This is a genomic window from Pusillimonas sp. (genome assembly GCF_029263785.1).
In the GTDB taxonomy this organism is placed as follows: Bacteria; Pseudomonadota; Gammaproteobacteria; order Burkholderiales; family Burkholderiaceae_B; genus Pusillimonas.
This window is the reverse complement of sequence record NZ_JAJUFE010000028.1, coordinates 1-20,470: the sequence shown is the minus strand read 5'-3', so window position 1 is coordinate 20,470 and position 20,470 is coordinate 1. Positions and strand designations below refer to the sequence as shown.

Sequence of the window (20,470 nt, the reverse complement as noted above, 5' to 3'; positions counted from 1 at the left end):
AGAACTTCTCCTGATTTAGGTATTGTGGTGCAAGTACCAGAGTTTTAAATGGCCCGACAGGCGCAATATGTCTGCTTATTTTGACTGTTTGCCTGAACAGGGTACGGTTCAGGCCTGGGTGCTGATGCTTTGCCCCTGAAGCTGCACGATCATTTTGGCGATTCGGATTACAGCGTCGCTGGGCACGGTGCGCAGCACTTCACCGGATTCGCTGTCGATGATCGAAACCACCACACGCTGCGCATCGGGATCGATGTCGAAGCGCATTCCCGTTGACCAGGCCTTAAGGCTATTGTTGACGTCCTCGAGGGCTTGCTCAAGTGGCTTGCCTGTTGATTCGTCGTAGCCGGCGCGGTTTGACGCCGAGTTTCGGGCGCCAATGATTTCTGCGGCGGGCGTTACCTGGCGTGCGGGTTCGGGAAGGGGCGGACGCTCGATTTCCAGAGCGACCGGATTCATGGGCATTGAAGCTGAGGAAGTTGGAGTAAGCGGATTAACCATCAGGAAGGCTCCCGAGCAGTATTGATGACGGGGGTTACGGTTAAATCGCGGGTAACTTTAGCCTTTTGTGCCCAAGTGAGGTCTCAATAGCTCGAACAGGCCGCTAAAGTCCTATTTGATCCTGCCGTTTGCGCGAGCGCTGCGGGCGAAAATAGTAGCTATCGTTTGCTATCCGGCTTTTTTCTCGCATGCTTAACTCTGAAGACCTGCTGGTCAGGCAGCACACTCCGTTGGTGCGTCGAGCGGCCTTGCAGCTCGTTGCCAGGCTGCCGGCCAACGTCGAGCTCGATGACCTGATGCAGGCCGGCATGATGGGATTGCTTGACGCTGCGCGACGCTATCGCGAAATGGCGGATGCACAGTTCGAAACGTACGCGACCACGCGCATTCGTGGGGCCATGCTCGACGAACTGCGCAGTCAGGACTGGTTGCCCCGTAGTGTACGCAGTAAATCGCGCCAGATCGAGGCCGCAATTCACGAACTCAATCATCGCCTGTTGCGTGCGCCGACCGAAACTGAAATCGCAGAAGAACTCGAAATCTCGCTTGAGCAATACCAGGTAATGCTGGAAGAGGCCAGAGGGGTGCAAATCCTTCACTATGAAGACCTGGCACGTAATCACGATGATCGCAGCGATGGTGCCGATGCAGCCATAACGAGCGCCCAGCAACCTGCCCTGGATAATCCTCTTGATCGCCTGCTTTCGAAGGGCTTGAGATCCGCACTCGTCGATGCCATCAAGTCCTTGCCCGAGCGCGAGCAGCTTCTTTTGTCCTTGCAGTTCGAGCACGACCTGAACCAGAAAGAAATCAGTCAGGCGCTGGGCGTGACCGAAGGGCGCGTATCTCAACTCCGGTCTCAGGCGGTCAGCCGTATCCGCGCTTTCCTGGCTCAGAGCGAGTGGGATGTCGAGCCGAACGAAGGTTATGCCGAAGCCAAGCTGATATAGGTTTGCTGATGGCGGCCGGCTGCGTGGTCCGCCGATGCGCCCGGCCGACGCACACGAAGGCTGCGCGGCCGATTCAGTCGCGGAAGAGTGGTAATCTTCTACCTGTGGAGCCAAGTTGGCAAGGTGTTCAATCGTGTCAGGCTCTGCAGGAAACAGCTACTGGAAGATAAATTGGATTACGTCGCGTCTTGCAACCTGCCGACCCCGTGGGCGGTGTTTCAGCTTCATGGCTTCGTCAAGCCCGAAACAGGTAAAGAGCATCTTGTGCTGACCCTCGGAGACGTGGGTGACGGCAAGCCGGTGCTGGCGCGCGTGCATTCCGAGTGTCTTACAGGCGACGGCTTGTTCAGTCAGCGTTGTGATTGCGGTGCCCAGCTCGAGGCAGCCCTGAGGGCAATCGCCGCCGAGGGCAGGGGCGCACTGTTATACCTTCGGCAAGAAGGCCGTGGCATTGGTCTGCTCAACAAGATTCGGGCCTACCAGCTCCAGGACCAGGGCGCAGACACGGTCGAAGCCAACGAGCAACTGGGGTTTCCGGCTGATATGCGCCGCTACGAACTTTGCAAGCCCATGCTCGATCATTTTGGCATAGCCAGTTTGCGGCTCATGACCAACAATCCTCGCAAGGTGGATCAGCTTCGAGCCGCTGGGGTCGAGGTCATCGAGCGCATTCCGTTGCAGGTAAATCGCAATCCCCATAACGAAGGGTATTTGCAAACCAAGGCCGCCAAGCTTGGTCATTGGCTAAAAGCAGGTCTGACGGAGCCTGAGCAATGACAGGAGGCTGGTACATATTGCCAAATGGCAATATCCGCCATATTGACGGTCTCGAAATTCAACCCGAACTTGACTGGTTTCCTACCGAGCAAAGTCTGCTGAACTACGCCGAGGCACAGCGCGCAAAGGGAAACTCAGAAGAATGGATAGCGCGTCGGATCATGGCCCTCGCCGTCGAGTGCGAGCTGTGGGTACAGGAAAACCTTGAATAGCTCTGCTTGCGCGTCGTCCGGCCTTACATAAACCGCATCTTGAACCGGCGCCCCTTGATGGTACCGTTGGCAAGCCTGTCGTAGGCTTCATCGGCCACAGAACGTTCAAGTGCGATGAACGTCACAAAATCAAGAATATCGATTTTTCCGACGCTGTCGAAAGGAATCCGCGCATCTTTTGTCAGGGCCCCAACCAGATCCCCGGGGCGGAGTTTGTGTTTGCGGCCGCCCTGGATACATAGCGTGATCATTGGCGCGGGGGCCGGAGCGTCGCCGGAGTGGGGCAGGGAATCGAGGTCTTGCCAAGGCAAGGGACGCCCCTGCAGTTCTTCGATGCGCTGGGCTCGGTGCAGCTCGTTCTCGTCAACAAGGCTTAACGCCAGTCCGTCAGCCTGGTTGCGGGCCGTCCGGCCGATACGATGTATGTGTACCTGGGGTTGTCCGGGTAGCTCGACGTTGATGACGGCATCGACTGTTTCGATGTCAAGACCCCGCGCGGCGACATCGGTTGCGACAAGTACCGAACAGCTTTGATTGCGGAACTGCACCAGAATATCTTCGCGATCACGTTGCTCAAGATCGCCATGCAAGGCCAGGGCAGAAAAGCCCTTTTCCACGAGGAAATCTGTCAGCTCTTGTACGCGAGCCTTGGTATTGCAAAATGCCAGGGTCGAAGTCGGGCGAAAATGCCTGAGTATCCGTGCAACCGCTGGCAGGCGCTGGTCGGGGGCGACCTGGTAAAAATATTGCTTGACACGGCTTTCAGGCAACTGGTGTTCGACCCGGATTTCGACCGGTTCGCGCAGGAACCGCAAGGCGGTTTTCTGAACGTTATCCGGATACGTGGCCGAAAAGAAGAGAGTCTGGCGCTTTTTGGGGCAGGCCGACACTATCTGGACCATATCATCGTAAAACCCCATGTCGATCATGCGATCGGCTTCGTCCAGTACAAGTGTGCGCAGTCCTGTCAGATCGATGGTGCTTCTGTGCAGGTGGTCGCTGAGGCGCCCGGGTGTTGCAACAACGATGTGTGCGCCGTGGCGCAAGGATTCTATCTGGCGGTCAAGAGAAGCTCCACCTGCCAATACCAGAACCTTGATGTTGTCCGAAAAGCGCGCCAGGCGGCGCAGTTCCTGCGCAACCTGTGCAGCCAGCTCGCGCGTCGGGCACAACACCAGCCCCTGGATGCCAAACCAGGCGGGCTTGAGCGTGTGCATGATGCCAAGTCCGAAGGCGGCGGTCTTTCCACTGCCGGTCATTGCCTGGGCGATCAGATCCCTGCCTTCGAGGATGACAGGCAAGCTGTGCTGCTGGATCGGCGTCATTTGCCGATAGCCGAGCTGGTCGAGATTGGCCAGCATGGCGTCAGATAGCGCCACACTGCGAAAAGATAGGGGAGAGCTCACCGCAAGCCTGATGAATTGGCGAAGAAAGACCGATTTTAACAGGCTGGTGAGGGGCGGAGCCTGCCCAAGCTCCACCCCAACGGGTTTGCGCCGTGCTTAAGCGGCCTCGAGGGCCAGTTCTTCGATACTGCGTTGCGCTTCGCCCATGGCTTGTTCGATCGCCGCGTCTCCCATATTGACGCCTTCTGCACGCACGAAGCGAATATCGGTAATGCCGAAAAAGCCGAAAATAACCTTCAGGAAGCTTTCCTGGTGCTCCATTGCCTGGCCCTGCTCAGAGGTTGAATAGGCGCCGCCGCGCGACGAGGCTATGACAACCTGTTTGCCGGCTGCAAGTCCGACAGGGCCGTTTTCAGTGTATTTGAAGGTATGGCCCGCTTGCGCAATGCGGTCGATCCAGGCTTTCAACTGTGACGGTATGGTGAAGTTATACATGGGTGCACCAATAACGACGATGTCGGCCTTGAGGAACTGCTGCAATAGCTGCATGGTGATCTCGTTTTCGCGACGCTGGGCGTCGGTAAGCTGCTCGTCAGTCAGACCAAGCCGGAATCCCAGCGACTCGATGGAAAGATGCGAGGGAGCCTGCTCGGCCAGGTCCAGGTACTCGACCTTGATGTCGGGCTGGTTGCTGCGGAAATGCTCGACGATGCGGCGAGTCAGGCGACGCGAGAAGGAAGCTTCGCCAGTGATGGCGGAATCGATGTGAAGCAATGTGGTCATCATGAAATCCTTGAAAATATAAGCGATGAAATAATCTTAATTGGTAAACGGTTTGGCGATTAGTCACCTGAATTTGGTTTTGTTGTTCCAAAATTGGAACAGTTACCGAGCGGCATGGCTGGGCAGCAGTGCGCTGGAGCCCAAGGCGTCTGGCAACTTTTGGTGAGGTGAGCTTATGCGCGCGGCTTTGGCATTGCGAAGAGCCCGGCCTGGAAATCTTCGAACGCCTGGATCAGCTGTTGCCGGGTATTCATTACGAATGGCCCATGTTGCGCAATGGGTTCATTCAAGGGCTTGCCCGCAATCAAAAGTACTTTTGCCGGGCCTTCGCTGTGCAGGGTCACGCCATCCGCGTCGGGATTATTTTCGAGCAGCCCCATTGTTTGCCCGGGAACGACTGAGTCGCCGACGCGCACTTGGCCGCGATAGACATAAATGAATGCATTGGCGTCAGCCGGGATTGACTGCGTGAATTCCCCTGCCCGGTCAAAGTGCACGTCAAGATACAGCGGCTGGGTGACCACCCGCTGAATGGCTCCACGAATTCCATGGCTGCCTCCGGCAATGATGCGCACGGTGATGTTGGCATTCGAAAATTCCGGTATCTCGGGACTTTGAATGTCGCGGTACCAGGGGTCGATCATCTTGTCTTTGGCAGCCAGATTCAGCCAAAGCTGAAAGCCTTCCATACGCCCGTGCGTCTGCTCGGGCAATTCAGAGTGAATGACGCCTCTGCCTGCTGTCATCCATTGCACGCCGCCGTCCTTCAAGAGGCCTTCGTTTCCGTAACTGTCGCGATGCCGCATCTGGCCGGCAATCATGTAGGTGACTGTTTCGAAGCCGCGATGAGGATGATCGGGAAAGCCCTGGATATAGTCGTCGGCATTATCGGTGCCGAATGCGTCGAGCATCAGGAAGGGATCGAGCCGGCGCTGAAGATCTTGCGTCAGGACGCGGGTGAGCTTGACGCCGGCACCATCCGTGGTGGGCATGCCGCGGATCAGACGTTCGACAGAGCGCGAACGTTGGACATGTTCGGGCTGGATGGAATGGACGGCTTGATTCATGATGCGTTCCCGCGGTGAGTAGTGGTTGCCAGGCTTTGACCAGGCTTGCCAGGAAAACATGCCTGGCACCAATGTGGCCCGGCATACACGCTGTACTGGTACTCATTATATGAAGCTGTGAGTGTGAACGATAAGGCTTCCCTCAGGAACACTTTGTTCCAGCCCTGGCTCAATAGTCGTGTGCCGGCCTGGCTAGAAGCGGTTGCTGCACGCGGGCGGACACTCGGCGACGGGCTCCGGGCATCGTGTACAATCTTGCCGTCATCCGGTATTGGCCGCGTCCCGCAAAGGGGTGAATTGCGTCAACATGCTTGACCTTCCGGCCATGGCGCGAACCGCTCTCGGGCCTGACACCCGTATACATTCCGGCAAGTCTCCTGACTGTCGCACTTCGTTGTCGGCCGGTGCACGGCAGTCGGATGTGCACTTGCCGGCTACCGACATATACCTTCATGCAGGCCTTCCTCGTTTCTACCGGCGTTGTCGCCCTGGCCGAAATCGGCGACAAGACACAGCTGCTCGCGTTTGTGCTTGCAGCACGGTTTCGCCGTCCCTGGCCGATTATCGCCGGTATTCTGTGTGCGACCTTGCTGAATCACGGGCTGGCCGGGGCCCTGGGTTCCTGGATCACATCGATGGTTCAGCCTTCGACGCTCCGATGGGTGTTGGGCGCATCGTTTATCGCCATGGCTGCATGGGTGTTGATTCCCGACAAGATTGATGAAGAGGAAATCAGTTCGGCAAGTCGCCTCGGCGTCTTCGGAACCACACTGATCGCTTTCTTCCTGGCGGAAATGGGGGACAAGACCCAGGTGGCCACCGTGGCCCTCGCGGCGAATTATGCGGCAGTGACAAGCGTGGTGTTGGGCACGACCTTGGGAATGTTGATCGCCAACGTGCCGGCGGTATTGATTGCCCGGAAATTTGTCGAGCGGATTCCGATGAGGCTCGTACACACCCTGGCAGCGGTGATTTTTCTGCTTTTGGGCATACTGACCCTGTCCGGCGTGGGACAGGGCCTTTACTAAAAGCGCATCAGGCGCGCAGGGTCTTGAGCGCTTCTGCCCAGCGGTGCAACTCATCCAACATGGTATTGGCCGCATTGTCGATAAGTTCGTTCGACTTGAATTTGCGGTTCTCGTCGAGCAGGGTGGCCACCATCGGGATGGCCACGCCTTCTACCATGGGCATCATCTTCAACGTGGTGACCAGCTGCTTTTCAAGCTGCACCGCGCGCATGCCGCCTGACACGCCACCATAGCTCACAAAGCCGCAAGGCTTGTAGTTCCACTCTTTGTACACGTAATTGAGCGCGTTGACGAACGACGGCGGCGGGCCGTAATTGTATTCCGGGGTGACAAACGCGTAGGCGTCAGCCTGGGAAACGCTGGCGCTCCAGGCTTTGGTGTGTTCCTTTTCGTACTTGCGCTGCACCGGATGATTGGCCTCGTCGTACAGGGGCAGGTTGAAGTCGGCGAGGTCGATCAGCGACGTATCGAACTTGCCATGACGACTGGCAAAGTCCTTGAACCACGTTCCGACCGACGGGCCGACACGGCCGGGCCGGGTGCTGCAAATAATGACTTGAAGCTTGAGCGACATATTTTTCGTCTCCGGTTAGTGTGATGCAACCGCAGGCGAGGTCGGCGACGTTGCCGGCGACGCCTGCGGTACAACTGGCATTCTACACACCCGGCGGGCGCGGTACTTGCTGGATGGCTGACGCATCAATTTTGAGGAGCAATACTCATGAACAAGACGCTCATTCCGCTGGTGGGCCTGGCATTGGGTGTGGGCCTGGCTGCTTGCACCACTCCGCGTGACGCGACCCAGCTTTCGCAAAAGACCGTTCATTATGCGTGTGGTCCCCAGGGAGCTCAGCAGCCATTGACGGTGCAGTACACGTTCCAGGGAACCGAAGCACTGGCCGCCAAGGTCATCTATAACAATCAGGCCGTCGACCTGACCCGCGCCACCGCCAGCAATGCCGATATGGTGGGCAATACGTTCCGTGGCAATGGCTACACCTGGACCACAGACAAGTTCACCTTCGACACCGTGGGACAGACCCAGGGCAACATGCTTACGCAGGACCTTGTCCAGAACGTTAACGGTCAACAGACAACCGTCAGCAACATCATCGCCAACAACTGTATGGTCGCGGGGCCTGTACGCACGCATCCCACCGGCCCAGACAACACCCCGCAATGAACGAGTTGAGCGGCGTTGCGGGTTTCATGAAAGAACACGAGCTGCTGCCCGTGACGGCAGAGTCCTGTACTGCGGGACTCATTGCCGCTCGTCTGGCCGATGTCCCCGGAGCCGGGAAATTGCTGGACTGCGCGTTTGTCGTGTATTCGCCGGAGGCCAAGGTGCAGTGTCTGCAAGTCAGCCCCGAGACTCTGCGCAACCACAATCTCACCAGTGAGCCGGTTGCCTGCGAAATGGCATTGGGGGCCTTGTCGAATAGTCGACGGGCCAATGTAGCCATCGCGAATACGGGGCTGGCAGATGGGTCAGATCTCGACCTGCCTGCGGGAACCCAGTGCTTTGCCTGGGCGTTTCGACTGGACGGCATGGAAACGCCCGTTTTGTATGCCGAGACGCAACAGTTTTCGGGCGATCGGGTTGATATCCGCGAATCCAGTGCCCTGTATGCCCTCAAGCGCGTCCGTTACTATTACGAACGTGCGAGTTCCAGCCAGACAGTCTGATCCGGGCTGCTTCTGCGCATTCGGATTTCATTGTTGCGGATGAGGGCTGCGAGTCGGATCGAAGTCCTCCCAGCGTCCTTGGCTCCAGCGTCCATGAGCTCGTTCCACTTCCTTTCCTCCCGCACGGCGAAGCAGGTCGGCGATTTCCGCCTGATTCTCCGGCGTCGTATGAACGGCCAGCAGAACGCCTGCGCGGCGACCTTCGGTGGCCTTGGCGCGTGCTTCTTCAAAGCGTCCGCGCTGCCGAGGTCGACCCAAGGAATACATGGCACCGGCCAGCGAGCCTACGTACGCCCCCACAGCAATACCCCCAACAATGAACAGGGCCGGGGCGGAAAGAAGCCAGGTCAACGCACCGCCAAGCACTGCGCCCACGATGCCGACCAGTGCCGCACCGGCTACGGCGGTCGCCGGCGCACCTTTGGAGTTGGGGTCGGCTGCGCGGTCTCCTCCGAGAGGATAACGATCATGCCATCCCGCAGGATTCACAAAAAACGTATGGAGTTCATCTCCGGACACCCCCTTTTCCATGAGTGCTGCGGCGGCCTGTTCGGCTTCTTCAAACGTATCGAATCGGGCGGCAATAATCAGGGCCATATTCGTTCTCCGTATGGGCCTCAAATGAGGCAGAATTGGGAAGAACGCAGCAATAACCGTGCCGTGGGCGCATAAAAAAACGCCCGCCCGGCATCTGGCCGTGGGCGGGCGCTCAAGGGGTGAGTCAAGCTTTACCGGTGCGCGGTCCGTCTTTCTTCTCGAGAAATGCAGGTGTGTCGTCCTTGGGCTTGAAAGCGTCGCGCTCGGCACCTTCAGGGTTCGGGTTACCGTCGAATTTTGTGGCCTTCGAATTCTTGGCGTCGTCTCGCTTGCTTTGGTCATGCGCCGGACGCGAATCTGGCGGAAGTGAGTCAGGTGAAGGCCGGCTACCACGTTCTGGATTGCTTGGTTTTGACATCATTCATTGCCCCAGAGAAGACGTGGATGCTTTCTGAACTTGGTCCGATCTGTCCATCCATACCAGGATGATGAACAGCGCGGCGCCCAAGCCATACAGAATCAAAGGTATGCTTTCATGCGACATGACGGTCTCCCTGTTCAGGTAAAAAAGTTCACTGCCGCATCAACAGCAAATAGCGTGCCGGCCCTTCATGGCAGACCATGATGAACCTGGCAAGCAGCCCTCCACGCAGTTCGTGATCTTTGCAACCGGGTTGCGCAGACCGCGATGCGCAGACAGACCCATCAATGATTGATGTCGATCTCTTTGGTTTCCTTACCGAGCAACAAGGCGACAAGCGTCAGGGCGCTCATGGCCGTCAAGTACCATCCTACCAGTGTGGGACTGCCTTCCCCCATATCCCACAGCCATACTGCAATGAAGGGCGCGACAGCCGCGCCGAGTATGGACGATACGTTATATGACACTCCCGAACCTGTGTATCGGACGTTTGTCGGAAACAGTTCGGGAAGCAGGGCTCCCATTGGGCCGAAGGTCCACCCCATCAGGCTGAAGCCGATAATCAGCCAGGCCATCACGCCGATGAAGCCTGCGCTGAGCAGCGGAGTCCAGACCATACCGAAAACCATGATCGCAATGGTTACGGCAATGAGTGTCTTGCGGCGACCGAAGCGGTCTGCCCACGGACCGGAAAGCAGAGTGAATACGCCAAAAAACACCACGCCTGCGATCAGCATCATGACGAAATTGTTATAGCTGTAGCCCAGTCCCGCCAACTGGCCCACACCCGGGTCTACCGGTGCCCGCCCATAGCTGAGCGAGAAGGTTGTCATCAGGTAAAAAAGCACGTAGGTGGCCAGCATGTAGAAGGTGCCCAGGATCAGCTCGCGCCAGTGAGCGCGTACCACTTCGCCCAAGGGCAACTTCACGACCTTGCCGGTAGTCACGGCCTTGGAAAAGGCAGCGCTTTCTACAAGATTCAAACGAACCCAGAGACCGACAATGACCATAATGGCCGAGAACAGGAAGGGAATGCGCCATCCCCAATCAAGAAAAGCCTGTGAGGGGCGTGAGGGATCATCAGATGGCAGCAGCGCTGCAACGATCAGGAACAGGCCATTGGCAATGATGAAGCCCAGCGGAGCGCCCAACTGGGGAAACGTGCCATACAGTGCCCGACGCCCCTTGGGTGCGTTCTCGGTCGCAACCAACGCGGCTCCTGACCATTCCCCGCCTATGGCAAAGCCCTGGGCAAGCCGCAACAGCACCAGCAGGGACGGTGCAAACCAGCCGATGGTGTAATAGGTGGGCAGAAGGCCAATCAGAAACGTGGCGATTCCCATGGTCAGCAAGGCAGCAACCAGAGTGGTCTTGCGGCCAACCCGGTCTCCCAGATGGCCGAAAAATACGGCGCCGAGTGGCCGCGCAATCATGGCTGCGCCAAAGATGGCAAATGACGAAAGCAGTGCTGTGGTTTCGTTTCCGGGAGGAAAGAACAGGTGCGGAAACACCAGGACGGCCGCCGTCGCATAGACATAAAAATCGTAGAACTCGATGGTCGTGCCTATGAGGCTGGCAAGAATGACACGTGATCGGGAATTGGCTGGCTGGGCTGATGCCGCGTCAGCAGAAAGAGTGGACATGGGAAGCTTTCGAAAGAGGGTGAAGTGGGCAAGATACCCTTGAGCCGCTGCAGGTCCTTGCCAGAAAAGGAGAAATTATAGTACGTCTGGCGTGAGGCGCGGTTGCAACCACAAGAGGAAACGTAGTTGCACCCGCAAGACGACAGGGTAACAGCGGTGATTCCGGCCAGCCGAAAAACAGATGACCTTGCTGCGTCAGATGGGTCGCGGGCCTTTTTTCTACGACACAGTAATCGTTTCTGTTTCTTCAACTGCCCGACCCGAGCTTTCGACCCATTTGAACTTCAGCTCTCCCCCCTCGGTTGGAGCTGCATCAAATCTGAGATAAGGATTGGCCGCCAGGGAACGAAAGAATTTTGAGCGCAGGACAGGGCGGTCATTAAGGGTGATTTCGAACGATTCGATAATGCGCTGTTCCGGGGTGTTTCCCTGGGCGTCTTCGGCAAGACCCGTAATCATCGGATGGGAAATCATGGTCACGATTTCCTGGGGTGCGCCGGCTTTCCATTTTGCGGGTACACGCAGGCGTGCATTCATTTCGTTCGAGGGATCGGACTTGGCAGGTGCGATGCAGCCACTTGTTGTGACACGCACTTGTCTTTGCGCCAGCAGTACGCGTCCATCCTCTGTGTGGGCAACCGCCACCACGGCCTGGGAGTCGCTCAGCCGGATACGGGTCGATAAATTGAGCGCAGGGATTTCGGGGCCGAACTCAAACACTGCAATTTCCGGAGTTGGATTTCCGGTGGCGAACACGCTCAGGCGCGTAATGCGAAGACCGGCGTCGGCTTTGATGGCCAGCGGCACTGATGAACCGTCTTCGGCCACCAGTGGCAATACGAGTTCAAGTCCTTCGGCCGAGACTTCGGCACCGCCGATGGCCTCTGCAATCGGCGGCAATTGCTGCCAGTTGGCAGCCTGTGATAGGGCAGGCAGCCACGCCAGCGTGACGACGGCCGACACACAAAGAGCCGAGATTACTGCAGCGAACCTGCATTTGCCGCGCTGAGGTTTCGTCGGCACGGCTGAGAAATGGAAAGACAACAAATTTAGTTTTGACATGAACCCAGGGGAAAACAGTCGGGCGGAGTAATTGTGGCAATCAGGCGCGCGAACGTACAAAGTTCAGGCGGGCGCCAATAACGATGGCTGCTGCCGCAATCATTGAGCCATACGCCAAGGTCGACAGGCCGGTCAGGCCCTGGCCTATCGAGCAGCCGAAAGCCAAAGCGCCACCCGAGCCCATCAGAAGGCCGCCCATTACGTAGCGTGGCATTTGGCGCGCCGTATCGAAGCCTTCGAGGCAGCATGTACGACGCAGTAGTGAAGTGATGAACGAGCCGGCCACGACACCCAGGACGACGGTTATACCGAAGCGCAGGCTCATGCCCGTAGCGATCATCGCATACTGTATTGTATCGCCGATAGGCGCTACGAAGGTGAGGGAGGTGACGGGAACCGGGTCAAAGTCGTCGGCGCCAAGCCAGCCTGTGGCAACCCAGCCGCTTACAACCAGCAGGCCCATGACAACGCCGGAAAGCAGGTCAGTGCTGCGGTGCCCAGAATTGCGAGTGCGTGAAGCAAACCACAGCAACAGTGCCACGACAAGCCAGGTGACGATATTGCGTGGTATCCCGGCCGGAACCGCGACGGACTGGGGAGAAAAAGTGGTGTGCTCGGCCAGCCACAAACGCAAGGGTGCAACCAGCCCCGTAAGAGTCATGTATGCCGCAATGCCCAGGCAGAGCAGGACAAGCAGGGAGCGAAGATTTCCTTGTCCCAGAAGAACCAAAGCCCGGGCGCCGCAACCGTTTGCCAGCGACATCCCGTAGCCGAACATCAGCCCGCCCAGCGGTACCAGCAGCCAGGAATAAGAGGGCATGTAATAGAGCGATTCGCTCAGATTAATGACGCCGGCGCCGGCAAGCAACTGGGTGCCTGCCAGCGCAACGGCCAGTGCGACCGCAAAGCCATGAAGCTTGTAGCCGTGCTTGCCGGACCAGATTTCAGTCAATCCGCGATGCAGGCAGAATCCGGAAATCTGCCCGCAGACGCCGAAGGCCAGCCCAATGGCCAGCCCGGCCCACAGTACAAGTTGAATATGCGTCATGGCTCCTTAAGCGCGTGTGCCCCACGTATCCAAAGCAATGGCGTTGTACCATGCTTCGCCGTATTGTGCTTCGAGCTTGCGGAACTCGGCATCGCCGTCCTTGGGACTGACCCCGCCCGACGCTTCGGCAATCTTGCCATCCTTCAACGCATACAGGTGGGCGACGGAAATGCCGTAGTCCGGTGCGATCAGGCTATAGCAAGTGTTGGCAAAAGTCGGTTGAGCGGGTTCTTTTCCAGTCAGGGCGCTGACAATTGCTGCCGCAGCTACCTTGGCCTGGGCATTGGCCGAAAAGCCCGACTTGGGCATAGGCGCAGCCAGCGTGGCATCACCAACCACGTAGATGCCCGGGACCCGTTCCGATTCGAAAGTCTGGTGCTTGACAGGGACCCAGCCGCTTTCGTCGGTGACCCCTGCCAGCTCGGCGATCGCACCGGCTTTTTGTGGCGGAATCACGTTAAGCACATCGGCCTTGTGAATTTCACCGAACTCGGTTTCAACCGACAGGTTCTTGGCATCGACCCGTACCACCTTGCCGTCTTTTGAAAGCGGAACCCATTCGATGATGTCGCTGTAGAACTTTTCCCAGCCTTGCTGGAACAGCCCTTGCTTCGAGAAGGCATCCTTGGCGTCCAGAATCAGCAATTTGGACTTGGGCTTGTTGTGCTTGATGTAGTGCGCGACCATGCTTGCCCGCTCGTAAGGTCCGGGAGGGCAACGGAAGGGGTTGGCAGGCGCGACCATTACAAACGTGCCGCCATCGCGCATGTCTTGCAACTGCTTCTTCAGTAGTACTGACTGTTCGCCCGCCTTCCAGGCATGCGGAGCCAGCTTGGAGGCTTCTTCGTCGTAACCTTCGAGTGCGTTCCAGCGGAAGTCAATGCCGGGAGACAGCAAGAGCTTGTCGTAGCTGAGTGTGTCGCCGCCGGCCAGGCTGACCTTGCGCTTGTCGGCGTCTACACCGGTTGCGAAGTCATGAACAACTTTCACTCCCAGGGAGCGAAGTTCGTCGAAGCTGTGACCTTGCTGTTCAAAGGTGCGAAGGCCCCCGAAATAGAGGTTGGTGAACGGGCAGGTATAGTAAGTTTTGGCCGGTTCCACCAGTGTGACGTCAATGGCCGGGTTGCGACGCTTGATGTATTTGGCTGCCGTGGCACCGCCAAAGCCGCCTCCGATCACCACCACGCTGCCGCCCGATGCGCGGACTACGCCTGGGAAAGTGACCAGCGCGGCACCTGCAACAGTGGCCTTGCCTACATTTGCCAGCCACTGGCGACGAGAAAACTTGATAGGTTCATTCATAGCTTAGCGAGCTCCCTGACCGGGTTGGGCTTTGATCTGTGAAAAATGTTTTGCCAGCGCCTGAAGTTCTTCGTCGCTGAAGCCGCGAGTCAGGCGATCCATGATGGTGGTTCCGGGTGGGGGCGTCTCGGATTTGAATGCGCGCAAGTGGCTCAGGAGGGCGCTTTCGGGGCGTCCGGCGATGGATGGAATGCCACCCGGCGACCGACCGTCGGTGCCGTGGCAATTAGCGCAGGCGCCGGCCAGTACCGTCACGTCAAAGGTGGATTGGTTCGCTGAGGCCGAAAGGGGCGCGGCGCCCGCCAGTGCAAACGCCAGCGTCACAGCCGCGCGAGCTACATTGGTTGCTGTACGCATAGAGTGGTGCCTTTAATGGATTTGTAAGGTTACGCATGGTAGCGAGTCCTTACTGCTTTGCAAACGACCATTTAGCTCGTTGCATATAACTTCATGTAATAAAGCTTTCAGTCGTGTTTTATTTTGGTTGAACATACCAACTAGTTGGTTTAAATTATGGTTTCCATACCAGTTGGTATGTTCTTGGTGTTCCAAATCGAAATAGGTCACACGCACGGCACTGACATGAAAACCAATAAAGGCAAAATCAGCGATCCAACATTTAAGGCGGCCCCACCGAAAGCGTCCGCAACCCGCAAAGGGCAGGCGTCGCGAGGCCGCATTCTGGATGCCGCATTGCATGTGTTTCGCAGCAAGGGGTATGCGGCCACTACCGTCGACGATCTGTGTCGTGAGTCCGGTGTCACCAAGGGCAGCTTCTTTCATCACTTCGCGAGTAAAGAAGAGGCGGCACTAGCGGCCATCGAACATTGGATGGGCGCTACCTCGCGTCTGTTTGCCGAGGCGCCGTACTGGAAAGTTGCCGACCCGCGACAGCGCCTGCTTGCCTACCTGGATTTTCGCGCCGGGCTCGTGCACGGAGACCTGCCTGAGTTCACCTGTTTGCTGGGCACGCTGGTTCAAGAAACGTTTGCCAGTCATCCCGTTTTGCGTGCAGCCTGCGATGCGGGCGTTGAGTCGCATGCCCAGACATTGGTCAGCACGATTGAAGAAGCCCGTAAGCGTTATGCGCCGCAGGCCGACTGGAACGCCGAAAGCCTTGCACGCCATACGCAAACTGTGTTGCAAGGAGCGTTTGTCATCGCCAAGGCTGCCAACGACCCCACCCGGGTCCTTGACGCCATTGCACACCTGAAACGCTATGTAGAAATGCTGTTCCCCCAACCACTCAAAGGAGATTTCCATGAGGATAGAACCGTATCTGTTCTTTGATGGTCGCAGCGAAGAGGCCATGATGTTTTACGAGCAAACCCTTGGTGCCGAGCGTGAAGCGCTGATGCGATATTCCGACTGCCCCGAGCCCATGCCCCAAGACTGCCTGCCTCCTGGCGGCTTACAAAAAGTGCTCCACGGCAGCCTGTTGTTCCAGGGTCAGCGGCTCATGTTCAGCGACGGCTCTGCGGCCGAAGAATTGGGAGGCTTTCGCGGTTTCAGCCTGACATTGCAATACGACAACGAAGAGGAGGCTCGGCAGGCTTTCGACAAGCTGGCAGACCAGGGTCAGGTCGTCATGCCACTGGGGCCCACGTTTTTCTCACCCTGCTATGGAATGTTGTCTGATCGCTTCGGTGTTCAGTGGATGGTCATGGTGACACCACCCAATTCCCAGCCTTCGTGAAGGAGTAGTCACATGCCCTACACCCTGACACAGATACGAGTGTTTGATGCGCCGGTCGAGCGTGTATACCGAGCCCTGATCGACCCGGCAGCGATTGCCAAATGGAATGCGCCCGATGGGTTCACCGCAATCGTTCACGAATTGGAAGCGACAGTTGGAGGCCGGTTCCGAATTTCATTTGTGAACTTTACAAATGGCCAGACCCACTCCTTTGGCGGTGAATACCGCGAGTTGATACCAAACCAGAAAATCGTCGCGACCGACCGCTTCGACGATGCCAGTCTGCCGGGTGAGATCCTTACCACTTATGAACTGCGCCCGGTTTCAGTCGGAACCGAGCTGGCCATCAAGCAAGAGGGACTTCCCGACGTCATACCCGCCGACGCATGTCGAATGGGATGGCAGCAGTCGCTCGAGCTGCTGGCTCGACTTGTAGAGCCCGAAATCCCTGCCGAATAGACGAAGCATCTTCAGAGGGTCCGGCACGCCTGGCCACCACGACCGCGCCATAGTATATTTTTAATACATGTTGAAATAAAAAGCGGGAGACGTTGTGGCGATTAAGGTGATCCGGCGCGTCGGGCTAGCTTGCGGGTTTTTTTCGGTACTTGTTTTAGCCGGCTGCAGTTCCGGTGGTTCTTCAGAAGAGCCGTCAGATCGTTACCGCCGGCAAACAGTCAAGTGGGAAGCCTGCACTGAAGATCTGGCCAAGCAACTGCAGGCTCTGCCTATCGAAATGCAGCACCGCAGCCAATGTGCATCGATCGTGGTTCCGCTCGATCACCAGCAGCCGGACAAAGGGGATATTTCGGTCGGGATCATGCGCATTCGGGCCGACAATGCGGCGACAGACCGCCGCTTGCTTTTTCTGAATCCGGGGGGGCCTGGCGCAGACGGCATCGGCAAGGGTGTCATGCTTGCTTACCTCTGGTCCCTCAGTTCAGAACATTCTGAAATTGGCCGGCTGCAGCTGGAGTTGCTCAAGACCTACGATTTGATCGGTTTTTCGCCGCGCGGATTAGGTAAAAGTACCAACCTGGTCTGCGAGTCCGAGGCAGTACTGCAACCTACCGATAACAGTATCGGCGGACGTACCGACGAGAACATCGCGCTTCAGCTTCATAACACCCGCCTTATCGCCGAGGCATGTAGCCAGAATCCTCTTACCGAATACATCAACACCCATCAGACGGCGCAAGACATGGATCTTATCCGCGAGGTGTTGGGGGCACAAAAATTCAACTATCTGGGTTGGTCGTATGGAACGTGGCTCGGTGCCTGGTATGGCAGCCTGTTCCCGGACAAGGTCGATCGGATGATACTTGACAGTTCGGTCGACTTTGACCTGACCTTGCACGATACCGCCCTGGTGCAGGGGCCTGCCCTAACACGCGCATTCAACGAAATACTTGCCCCGTACGCGGCACGCCACCCTGATGTCTTCGAGCTCGGTACCGATGCGCAGGCCATCCGCGTTCTGTTGGGCAACACCAGGCCTGTCCTGCAGGCTGCCGTCTCGAGCCTGATCTATCTGCCCTTGTTCAGAAGCCGAATGGCCGAAGAAGTGCTGGGCTATGTGCTTGTTGCTCGTGAGCTCGATAAAGAGCCGTTCCGTTCATACTTGCCAGACGGCGTGGTGGGGGGCAACGTCGAGCAACTGCGGCTGTTGGTCGATTCACATGTCTTTTCTGTCAAGGCTCATACTGACAGGATGTTGAGAAAACTGGCGCACAACGTCGTTGACAAGATTGAATACCTGCTGCGGCCGCGTCCCGTACTTCTGAAAGGCAGCGATGCGGTGTACACGGCTGTTGTCTGCAACGACACGCCGTCTCCCAGTGACGACCCCGGTTGGTGGGTCGACGTCGAAACCAATATGTATGCGAACTATCCGATGGTCACTACCGACGATGTACGCAGTTGCCTTTACTGGCAGCGTCCGGATCTTGAAAAGCCTTCAATTGATGCCATGGCCGATCTGGACGTGCTGATGTTGCAGGCCGAGTACGACGGTGCCACACCAGAACCCCAGGCGCGCGCAACATTCAGCAAGTTGCCCAAGGCGCATATGGTATACGTGCCCGACGAGATGTCTCACGGCGTGTACCCGTATTCCGACCAATGTGTCGACATGGCCGTTGCCCGCTATCTGCTTCATCAACCCCTACAGGGGAGAGAAACTACCTGTAAAGCGCATCCGCTGATCGAGGATGACCCGAGCATCGATAAATCAGCTTCAGCTGTGCGTGCCTTGGCAGAGGGTTCCAATGTTACGTATCCCGACAGGGATCTGGCTGCCGAGTTGATAGAGCAACTCAAGGCATCCGTCAGGTAAACGGGCACAGTTCGAAGGCCGGCTTGTCACGACGAGGCAGTCTTGACGGCCGGCCACCCCGCGCTCAATCATCCAGCTCGATCTCTTTCGCGTACTGCTTGCCTTCGCGGGTGACGTAATCCACTTCTACGCGCTGACCCACCTTCAAATCCGAGAAGCTTTTCAGGTTGTCGTCATAGTCGGTTCTTTCATCGGCGTGGAACGTCTTGCCGCCCACGACAAAACTTTGAGCCTGTTGGTCGATGGATTCAATTTCGCCTTCAATATCCTGGTCATTGTTTGCCAGTGCGATGGAAGACAGCGAAACAGCCAGTGCAAGCCCCACAGCCTGCAATAGTCGAGTTGATTTCATGGGGGCGCTCCAGAGTAATGGGGGTGAAACACAATACACCGGGCGTCAGAATGGCGGCGACGGGATTTGTCACGAGAGGTTGCGGAGTTTATTCAATGTCTTTTTCGGCACGAAACGCTCGGTTTCAGACCGCTTTTGTTCTTCATTTACCGGGATATGTTTCTGAGCAACACTCATCCTTTAATCTTTAAAGGCGCTCTGGGCTCAACCATTGAACCTTTGAGTGGAGGCCGCCGAGGGTGTCTTTACACACCCTCATCAAATCAAAATCACTTCCGCCAAAACGCCGCCCACGCCACCACAGCCAGCAGGACCAGCCCGACAACGATGCACGCAGTCGCTGCAATGGTGTCGCTAAACGTCATTGTTCCAATACCTCCCAAAACCACATCAATCTGGGTTCTTGTTATCTGCATCTGGTGCCCAGCGACACCAATGGACTAATCCTCGCGCCCCCGTGTACGCGCCGGCCACGGGTTTTGCGTATGTCGCGATGTAAGGGGCGACCCCCAATTTCGCCTCACCCAATCATGATTACAAAGCCACATTTAATTAAATTTTTGTTACGTTGGTTTTGTATTAGATAATTTTGGGTCAATAACGTCAATTTCTCAGTCTTTCGAACTTCGCAGGGGTATGTTTCGGCGTATTGTTCGTTCTGCTGATCAAGTTGCTGGGCGGACATTTTCCGGAACGAGTGGACAGCTTGGCTCTCGGAATTCGATGTAGTCACTGTTAGCCGGTCGCCCTCCGAAGCGCCGGACGCCGTCGCAACACTCGACGGCAATGCACTTGCATTGACCTGACAAGGCAATCGCATTATCATGCGGGGCATCCCCCTTTTTGACTGGAGAGAGCCATGCCCGCCACCCTCGAAGTCGAATCCACGTTGACCGACCGCTACCAGACCACAGTGCCGGAAACCGTGCGTCGTGTCCTTCGGCTCGGCAAGCGCGACAAGATTCACTACACCATCCGCCCCAGTGGCGAGGTCGTGCTGACCCGTGCCGAGCCCTCCGAAGGCGATGACCCGGTGCTCGGACAGTTCCTGGGCTTCCTGGCCCGGGACATTGCAAGCCATCCTGAGCGCCTGCAGGCTGTCGATGTCGGTCTCGTTCAGCGTCTGCAGTCCTTGATCGGCGGCGTCGAAGTCGATCTCGATGCCGCCCTGTCGGCAGACGATGAATGAGCACGGGCAAGCCCGCGCCCCTGGTCATTCATGGCTGGACGGTCTTCGCCCACCCGCTGTTCCTCGCGCAGATTGAGGCACTGGCACAGCAGGTCGAGGCCTTGAAGCAAAAGGACCGGTTCGGGTACGTGAAGAAAAACGCCAGCAAGCGACTGGCGGCCATCACGAAGTTGGCCTTCGACGTCGTCCCGCAAGATCCGGCGCGGCCGGAGTATCGTCAAGGCGGCACCCTTGGTGATGATCATAAGCACTGGTTCCGGGCGAAGTTCTTCCAGCAGTACCGGCTGTTCTTCCGCTACCACGCGCCCGGCAAAGTGATCGTGTTCGCGTGGGTCAATAACGAGGACACCAAACGTGCCTACGAGAGCAGCGACGACGCCTACCGGGTGTTTCGCAAGATGCTGGAAAGCGGTCATCCTCCGGACGACTGGAACCAGTTGCTGGCCGAGGCCCGAGCCGAGGGGCAGCGCTTGCAGCGGTTCGCCGCTGGCATCACGCCGTAAGGCTTGGCTTCTGCGGCGAGCAGCGTTGTCAT

General features: G+C 57.3%; 26 protein-coding genes. 12 read left to right on the top strand and 14 right to left on the bottom strand.

What is annotated here, in order from left to right; genetic code table 11:
• Positions 1-108: 108 nt before the first annotated feature.
• Positions 109-501 carry a flagellar protein FlaG gene (locus Q1J88_RS08435; RefSeq protein WP_301117186.1) on the bottom strand — a complete coding sequence of 131 codons (393 nt, stop codon included), beginning with the start codon at positions 499-501 and terminating at the stop codon, positions 109-111.
• Between the two features lie 188 nt (positions 502-689).
• Here Q1J88_RS08435 and Q1J88_RS08430 point away from each other — a divergent pair, with 188 nt between their 5' ends.
• The 3 genes from Q1J88_RS08430 (at position 690) to Q1J88_RS08420 (ending at position 2,440) form a co-directional block, all read left to right on the top strand.
• Positions 690-1,451, top strand: a complete 762-nt coding sequence (locus Q1J88_RS08430) for an RNA polymerase sigma factor FliA (RefSeq protein WP_301117184.1) — start codon at positions 690-692, stop codon at positions 1,449-1,451.
• 171 nt (positions 1,452-1,622) lie between these two features.
• The gene (gene ribA / locus Q1J88_RS08425; protein ID WP_301117183.1) at positions 1,623-2,228 is read left to right on the top strand and encodes a GTP cyclohydrolase II; all 606 of its coding nucleotides are present in this window, start codon (positions 1,623-1,625) and stop codon (positions 2,226-2,228) included.
• The gene (locus Q1J88_RS08420) at positions 2,225-2,440 is read left to right on the top strand and encodes a hypothetical protein (protein WP_301117182.1); all 216 of its coding nucleotides are present in this window, start codon (positions 2,225-2,227) and stop codon (positions 2,438-2,440) included. The genes ribA and Q1J88_RS08420 overlap by 4 nt, the downstream gene beginning before the upstream one ends.
• 23 nt (positions 2,441-2,463) lie before the next feature.
• Here Q1J88_RS08420 and dbpA read toward each other — a convergent pair whose 3' ends face one another.
• The 3 genes from dbpA to Q1J88_RS08405 all read right to left on the bottom strand — a co-directional run bounded on the left by dbpA (position 2,464) and on the right by Q1J88_RS08405 (position 5,636).
• Entirely contained in the window at positions 2,464-3,846 is a 1,383-nt protein-coding gene (dbpA, locus tag Q1J88_RS08415; RefSeq protein WP_301117181.1) for an ATP-dependent RNA helicase DbpA, read from the bottom strand.
• A 96-nt stretch (positions 3,847-3,942) separates the two neighbouring features.
• Complete coding sequence (locus Q1J88_RS08410; RefSeq protein ID WP_301117180.1) at positions 3,943-4,569, bottom strand: NAD(P)H-dependent oxidoreductase; 627 nt, start codon at positions 4,567-4,569, stop codon at positions 3,943-3,945.
• Between the two features lie 173 nt (positions 4,570-4,742).
• On the bottom strand, positions 4,743-5,636 hold the full coding sequence (locus Q1J88_RS08405) for a pirin family protein (RefSeq protein WP_301117178.1): 894 nt from the start codon (positions 5,634-5,636) through the stop codon (positions 4,743-4,745).
• A 452-nt stretch (positions 5,637-6,088) separates the two neighbouring features.
• Here Q1J88_RS08405 and Q1J88_RS08400 point away from each other — a divergent pair, with 452 nt between their 5' ends.
• Complete coding sequence (locus Q1J88_RS08400; protein WP_301117177.1) at positions 6,089-6,664, top strand: TMEM165/GDT1 family protein; 576 nt, start codon at positions 6,089-6,091, stop codon at positions 6,662-6,664.
• 7 nt (positions 6,665-6,671) lie between these two features.
• Here Q1J88_RS08400 and Q1J88_RS08395 read toward each other — a convergent pair whose 3' ends face one another.
• The gene (locus Q1J88_RS08395; protein WP_301117176.1) at positions 6,672-7,238 is read right to left on the bottom strand and encodes an NAD(P)H-dependent oxidoreductase; all 567 of its coding nucleotides are present in this window, start codon (positions 7,236-7,238) and stop codon (positions 6,672-6,674) included.
• 147 nt (positions 7,239-7,385) lie between these two features.
• Here Q1J88_RS08395 and Q1J88_RS08390 point away from each other — a divergent pair, with 147 nt between their 5' ends.
• Together Q1J88_RS08390 and Q1J88_RS08385 are read left to right on the top strand one after the other, a co-directional pair.
• Positions 7,386-7,847: a hypothetical protein gene (locus Q1J88_RS08390; RefSeq protein ID WP_301117174.1), complete on the top strand. Its 462-nt coding sequence runs from the start codon at positions 7,386-7,388 to the stop codon at positions 7,845-7,847.
• Positions 7,844-8,350, top strand: coding sequence for a CinA family protein (locus tag Q1J88_RS08385; RefSeq protein WP_301117172.1), 507 nt, complete (start codon positions 7,844-7,846; stop codon positions 8,348-8,350). Before Q1J88_RS08390 ends, Q1J88_RS08385 begins: the two co-directional genes overlap by 4 nt.
• Before the next feature lie 27 nt (positions 8,351-8,377).
• Here the strand turns inward: Q1J88_RS08385 and Q1J88_RS08380 are convergent, their stop codons facing one another.
• The 8 genes from Q1J88_RS08380 to Q1J88_RS08345 all read right to left on the bottom strand — a co-directional run bounded on the left by Q1J88_RS08380 (position 8,378) and on the right by Q1J88_RS08345 (position 14,720).
• Positions 8,378-8,947: a hypothetical protein gene (locus Q1J88_RS08380; RefSeq protein ID WP_301117171.1), complete on the bottom strand. Its 570-nt coding sequence runs from the start codon at positions 8,945-8,947 to the stop codon at positions 8,378-8,380.
• A 124-nt stretch (positions 8,948-9,071) separates the two neighbouring features.
• Positions 9,072-9,308, bottom strand: a complete 237-nt coding sequence (locus tag Q1J88_RS08375; RefSeq protein WP_301117170.1) for a hypothetical protein — start codon at positions 9,306-9,308, stop codon at positions 9,072-9,074.
• Positions 9,309-9,431: a hypothetical protein gene (locus Q1J88_RS08370; protein WP_301117169.1), complete on the bottom strand. Its 123-nt coding sequence runs from the start codon at positions 9,429-9,431 to the stop codon at positions 9,309-9,311. It lies immediately after the preceding gene.
• A 161-nt stretch (positions 9,432-9,592) separates the two neighbouring features.
• Positions 9,593-10,951 (bottom strand): MFS transporter, encoded by a 1,359-nt coding sequence (locus Q1J88_RS08365; protein ID WP_301117168.1) that lies wholly within the window; start codon positions 10,949-10,951, stop codon positions 9,593-9,595.
• A gap of 219 nt (positions 10,952-11,170) precedes the next feature.
• A complete protein-coding gene (locus Q1J88_RS08360) occupies positions 11,171-11,914 on the bottom strand; it encodes a thiosulfate oxidation carrier protein SoxY (RefSeq protein ID WP_301117167.1) in 744 nt (247 codons plus the stop codon).
• 139 nt (positions 11,915-12,053) lie between these two features.
• Positions 12,054-13,061 carry a YeeE/YedE family protein gene (locus Q1J88_RS08355; protein ID WP_301117166.1) on the bottom strand — a complete coding sequence of 336 codons (1,008 nt, stop codon included), beginning with the start codon at positions 13,059-13,061 and terminating at the stop codon, positions 12,054-12,056.
• Between the two features lie 6 nt (positions 13,062-13,067).
• Entirely contained in the window at positions 13,068-14,363 is a 1,296-nt protein-coding gene (locus Q1J88_RS08350) for an NAD(P)/FAD-dependent oxidoreductase (protein ID WP_301117165.1), read from the bottom strand.
• 3 nt (positions 14,364-14,366) lie between these two features.
• Positions 14,367-14,720, bottom strand: coding sequence for a c-type cytochrome (locus Q1J88_RS08345; RefSeq protein WP_301117164.1), 354 nt, complete (start codon positions 14,718-14,720; stop codon positions 14,367-14,369).
• A 225-nt stretch (positions 14,721-14,945) separates the two neighbouring features.
• On the opposite strand from Q1J88_RS08345, the gene Q1J88_RS08340 reads away from it, so the two are divergent.
• The 4 genes from Q1J88_RS08340 (at position 14,946) to Q1J88_RS08325 (ending at position 18,394) form a co-directional block, all read left to right on the top strand.
• Entirely contained in the window at positions 14,946-15,653 is a 708-nt protein-coding gene (locus tag Q1J88_RS08340; RefSeq protein WP_301117163.1) for a TetR/AcrR family transcriptional regulator, read from the top strand.
• Positions 15,625-16,059 (top strand): VOC family protein, encoded by a 435-nt coding sequence (locus tag Q1J88_RS08335; RefSeq protein ID WP_301117162.1) that lies wholly within the window; start codon positions 15,625-15,627, stop codon positions 16,057-16,059. The genes Q1J88_RS08340 and Q1J88_RS08335 overlap by 29 nt, the downstream gene beginning before the upstream one ends.
• 12 nt (positions 16,060-16,071) lie before the next feature.
• Positions 16,072-16,518, top strand: coding sequence for an SRPBCC family protein (locus tag Q1J88_RS08330; RefSeq protein WP_301117161.1), 447 nt, complete (start codon positions 16,072-16,074; stop codon positions 16,516-16,518).
• Positions 16,519-16,612: 94 nt separating this feature from the next.
• On the top strand, positions 16,613-18,394 hold the full coding sequence (locus Q1J88_RS08325) for an alpha/beta fold hydrolase (protein ID WP_301117160.1): 1,782 nt from the start codon (positions 16,613-16,615) through the stop codon (positions 18,392-18,394).
• Positions 18,395-18,458: 64 nt separating this feature from the next.
• Here the strand turns inward: Q1J88_RS08325 and Q1J88_RS08320 are convergent, their stop codons facing one another.
• Positions 18,459-18,746 carry a DUF5666 domain-containing protein gene (locus Q1J88_RS08320; RefSeq protein ID WP_301117159.1) on the bottom strand — a complete coding sequence of 96 codons (288 nt, stop codon included), beginning with the start codon at positions 18,744-18,746 and terminating at the stop codon, positions 18,459-18,461.
• A gap of 859 nt (positions 18,747-19,605) precedes the next feature.
• Here Q1J88_RS08320 and Q1J88_RS08315 point away from each other — a divergent pair.
• Both Q1J88_RS08315 and Q1J88_RS08310 read left to right on the top strand, forming a co-directional pair.
• Positions 19,606-19,935, top strand: a complete 330-nt coding sequence (locus Q1J88_RS08315; protein ID WP_301117158.1) for a type II toxin-antitoxin system PrlF family antitoxin — start codon at positions 19,606-19,608, stop codon at positions 19,933-19,935.
• On the top strand, positions 19,932-20,438 hold the full coding sequence (locus Q1J88_RS08310) for a type II toxin-antitoxin system YhaV family toxin (protein ID WP_301117157.1): 507 nt from the start codon (positions 19,932-19,934) through the stop codon (positions 20,436-20,438). Before Q1J88_RS08315 ends, Q1J88_RS08310 begins: the two co-directional genes overlap by 4 nt.
• Positions 20,439-20,470 lie beyond the last annotated feature (32 nt).

Excerpts from the sequence above, each read along its gene's own strand:
- Q1J88_RS08420 (WP_301117182.1), top strand. The coding sequence starts at position 2,225 with ATGACAGGAGGCTGGTACATATTGCCAAATGGCAATATCCGCCATATT.
- Q1J88_RS08365 (WP_301117168.1), bottom strand. The coding sequence starts at position 10,951 with ATGTCCACTCTTTCTGCTGACGCGGCATCAGCCCAGCCAGCCAATTCC.
- Q1J88_RS08430 (WP_301117184.1), top strand. The coding sequence starts at position 690 with ATGCTTAACTCTGAAGACCTGCTGGTCAGGCAGCACACTCCGTTGGTG.
- Q1J88_RS08375 (WP_301117170.1), bottom strand. The coding sequence starts at position 9,308 with ATGATGTCAAAACCAAGCAATCCAGAACGTGGTAGCCGGCCTTCACCT.
- Q1J88_RS08350 (WP_301117165.1), bottom strand. The coding sequence starts at position 14,363 with ATGAATGAACCTATCAAGTTTTCTCGTCGCCAGTGGCTGGCAAATGTA.
- Q1J88_RS08410 (WP_301117180.1), bottom strand. The coding sequence starts at position 4,569 with ATGACCACATTGCTTCACATCGATTCCGCCATCACTGGCGAAGCTTCC.
- Q1J88_RS08395 (WP_301117176.1), bottom strand. The coding sequence starts at position 7,238 with ATGTCGCTCAAGCTTCAAGTCATTATTTGCAGCACCCGGCCCGGCCGT.
- Q1J88_RS08345 (WP_301117164.1), bottom strand. The coding sequence starts at position 14,720 with ATGCGTACAGCAACCAATGTAGCTCGCGCGGCTGTGACGCTGGCGTTT.
- Q1J88_RS08385 (WP_301117172.1), top strand. The coding sequence starts at position 7,844 with ATGAACGAGTTGAGCGGCGTTGCGGGTTTCATGAAAGAACACGAGCTG.
- Q1J88_RS08340 (WP_301117163.1), top strand. The coding sequence starts at position 14,946 with ATGAAAACCAATAAAGGCAAAATCAGCGATCCAACATTTAAGGCGGCC.
- Q1J88_RS08390 (WP_301117174.1), top strand. The coding sequence starts at position 7,386 with ATGAACAAGACGCTCATTCCGCTGGTGGGCCTGGCATTGGGTGTGGGC.
- Q1J88_RS08355 (WP_301117166.1), bottom strand. The coding sequence starts at position 13,061 with ATGACGCATATTCAACTTGTACTGTGGGCCGGGCTGGCCATTGGGCTG.
- Q1J88_RS08370 (WP_301117169.1), bottom strand. The coding sequence starts at position 9,431 with ATGTCGCATGAAAGCATACCTTTGATTCTGTATGGCTTGGGCGCCGCG.
- Q1J88_RS08335 (WP_301117162.1), top strand. The coding sequence starts at position 15,625 with ATGAGGATAGAACCGTATCTGTTCTTTGATGGTCGCAGCGAAGAGGCC.
- Q1J88_RS08400 (WP_301117177.1), top strand. The coding sequence starts at position 6,089 with ATGCAGGCCTTCCTCGTTTCTACCGGCGTTGTCGCCCTGGCCGAAATC.
- Q1J88_RS08320 (WP_301117159.1), bottom strand. The coding sequence starts at position 18,746 with ATGAAATCAACTCGACTATTGCAGGCTGTGGGGCTTGCACTGGCTGTT.
- Q1J88_RS08315 (WP_301117158.1), top strand. The coding sequence starts at position 19,606 with ATGCCCGCCACCCTCGAAGTCGAATCCACGTTGACCGACCGCTACCAG.
- Q1J88_RS08405 (WP_301117178.1), bottom strand. The coding sequence starts at position 5,636 with ATGAATCAAGCCGTCCATTCCATCCAGCCCGAACATGTCCAACGTTCG.
- Q1J88_RS08330 (WP_301117161.1), top strand. The coding sequence starts at position 16,072 with ATGCCCTACACCCTGACACAGATACGAGTGTTTGATGCGCCGGTCGAG.
- Q1J88_RS08310 (WP_301117157.1), top strand. The coding sequence starts at position 19,932 with ATGAGCACGGGCAAGCCCGCGCCCCTGGTCATTCATGGCTGGACGGTC.
- Q1J88_RS08435 (WP_301117186.1), bottom strand. The coding sequence starts at position 501 with ATGGTTAATCCGCTTACTCCAACTTCCTCAGCTTCAATGCCCATGAAT.
- Q1J88_RS08380 (WP_301117171.1), bottom strand. The coding sequence starts at position 8,947 with ATGGCCCTGATTATTGCCGCCCGATTCGATACGTTTGAAGAAGCCGAA.